Source organism: Streptomyces sp. NPDC020362 (assembly GCF_040642095.1).
GTDB lineage: Bacteria > Actinomycetota > Actinomycetes > Streptomycetales > Streptomycetaceae > Streptomyces.
The window spans coordinates 1-2651 of sequence record NZ_JBFAET010000422.1 but is presented as its reverse complement, the minus strand read 5'-3'; the positions used below and the strand labels follow the sequence as shown (position 1 = coordinate 2651).

Annotated in this window: 2 protein-coding genes; both read right to left on the bottom strand. The window is 72.5% G+C overall.

The genetic code is table 11. The features are described from left to right. Window positions 1-1095, bottom strand: a 1095-nt coding sequence (locus AB0H32_RS47750) for a beta-ketoacyl synthase N-terminal-like domain-containing protein (RefSeq protein WP_361135838.1), incomplete at its 3' end; no start/stop codon positions are given. Between the two features lie 71 nt (window positions 1096-1166). Then, the coding region (locus tag AB0H32_RS47745) for an SDR family NAD(P)-dependent oxidoreductase (RefSeq protein ID WP_361135835.1) at window positions 1167-2651 on the bottom strand (1485 nt) is incomplete at its 5' end.

The window sequence follows — 2651 nt, the reverse complement described above, 5'->3', positions numbered from 1 at the left end:
GGGACGGCCCTGCCCGTACGTCGCGAGCAGCGCCTGCGCCTCGATCGGGTCGCCGAGCCGGGTGCCCGTGCCGTGCGCCTCCACCGCGTCGACCTGTGCGGTGGTCAGCCCGGCGGCGGCCAGGGCCTGGCGGATCACCCGCTGCTGTGCCGGACCGTTCGGGGCCGTCAGCCCGTTGGACGCGCCGTCCTGGTTGACGGCGGAGCCCCGGATGACCGCGAGGACCTCGTGTCCGTTGCGGCGGGCGTCCGAGAGGCGCTCCACGAGCAGCAGGCCGGCGCCCTCGCCCCAGCCGGTGCCGTCGGCACCGGCCGCGAACGCCTTGCAGCGGCCGTCGGGTGCCAGTCCGCGCTGACGGCTGAAGCCGACGAAGGTGGCGGGGCCGACCATCGCGGTGACGCCGCCCGCCACGGCCAGCGAGCACTCGCCGTTGCGCAGCGACTGGACGGCCAGGTGCAGGGCCACCAGGGACGACGAGCAGGCCGTGTCGACCGTGACGGCCGGGCCTTCGAGGCCGAAGGTGTAGGCCACGCGGCCGGAGGCGACGCTGCCCGAGGTGCCCGTCCCCAGGTAACCCTCCAGGTCTTCGGGGGAGTTCTGGAGGGCGGCGAGGAACTCGTGGTTCATCACGCCGGCGAACACGCCGGTCCTGCTCCCCGCCAGCGAGGCGGCATCGATGCCGGCCCGCTCGAAGAGCTCCCACGACGTCTCCAGCAGCAGCCGCTGCTGGGGGTCCATGGCGAGCGCCTCGCGGGGCGAGATGCCGAAGAGGCCGGCGTCGAACCGCGCCAGGTCGCGCAGGAACGCGCCCTCGCGTGCGCAGCTGGTCCCGCGGGACTCCGGGTCCGGGTCGTAGAGCGCGTCCAGGTCCCAGCCGCGGTCGGCGGGGAACTCCGAGACGGCGTCGCGGCCGCCCGCGACCAACTCCCACAGATCCTCGGGCGAGTCGACCCCTCCCGGGTAGCGGCAGCTCATCCCGATGATGGCCACCGGCTCCCCGGCGGCGTCCTCGTAGTCACGAAGGCGCCGCCGGGTCTCCTGGAGATCTGCGGTGACTCGCTTCAGAAAATAGCGGAGCTTGTCCTCATTGGCCACCGAAATCGTCCCTCACCCCTGCGAAGACTTACCGGAATTGGGCAAGGGGTCACCGGGACGCGCCGGAGCGGTCAGGAAATCCCGAATTCCTTGCCGAGCAGATCGAATACTTCGTCGTCCGTGGCCGATTCCAGATCGCTGCCGCCCATACCAGGGCCTTCCTGGGTCGGCGCCTTGCCGGATTCACCGGCAATCGCCAATACGGCCTGGAGCTTTGACAGGATCCGGTCGCGAGCTTCACTCTCTGACAACTTCGTGACCAATTCTTGTTCGACCCTGTCCAGATCGGCAAGTAGGGAATCCACTAGGGCCGGTTCGGCCGCCCCGGCCCTCTCCGTGAGCACATGACGGGCCAGGAAAGCGGGTGTCGGGTAGTCGAAGACCAACGTCGCAGGAAGCCTCAGACCGGTGGCCCTGTTCAGCCGGTTGCGCAGTTCGACGGCCGTGAGGGAGTCGAAGCCCAGGTCCTGGAAAGCGTGTTCCGGCCGGACCGTACGGTCCGACGCGTGCCCCAGGACCGCGGCCACCTCGGCCCGGACCAGGTCCAGCACGGTCTTCTCCCGTTCGGCCTCCGGCAGCCCCTCCAGGCGCTCGGCCAGCGAGGACGCGGCGGGAACGGCGGCGGCCCGCACGGCCCTGCGGGCGGCCCCGGCCGGCACGAGGGCGCGCAGCACCGGCGGTGCCTCACCGGCACGCAGCGCGCCGGTGTCGATACGGACCGGGGCGAGTACCGCCTCCTCCGAAGCCAGTGCCGCGTCGAACAGCCGCAGCCCCACCTCCGGCGGCAGCGGCAGCACACCGCTGCGCGCCATCCGCGCCCGGTCGGCCCCGGCGAGGCCGTCCGTCATCGCACCGGACTGCTCCCACACACCCCATGCCAGCGATGTGGCGGGCAGCCCCTCGCGGCGCCGGTGCGCCGAGAAGGCGTCGAGGAAGGAATTCGCCGCCGCGTAGCTCGCCTGACCGGCGCTGCCGACCATGCCGGCGACGGACGAGAACACCACGAAGGCGGCCAGGCCCATTTCCCGGGTGCACTCGTGCAGGTTCAGCACGGCGTCCACCTTGGGGCGGAAGACCTCCCTCATCCTCTCCGGTGTGACCGAGGCGACGACCCCGTCGTCGAGAACACCCGCGGTGTGCACGACGGCCGCCAGCGACTGCTCGCCGAGCCCGTCCAGCATTCCGGAGACGGCCTCCCTGTCCGCGACGTCGCAGCCCGCCCAGGTGACCTCGGCACCCCATGCGGCCAGTTCCGCCCCCAGCTCGGCCGCACCGGGTGCGTCCGCGCCCCGGCGGCTCGCCAGCAGGAGCCGGCGCACCTTGTGCTCGGACACCAGGTGCCGTGCGACGAGTGTGCCCAGCGACCCGGAGGCACCGGTCACGAGGACGGTGCCGTCGGCGAGGTCCGGCAGGTCGGCGGCGGCGGCGTCGGCTTCGGCCGCCTCGGTGGCCTTCACCAGCCGCGGTACGAACACCTCCCCGCCGCGGACCGCGAACTGCGGCTCACCGGACGCGAGCGCGGCGGGCAGCACACGGACCGCCGCCTCCGTCTCCTC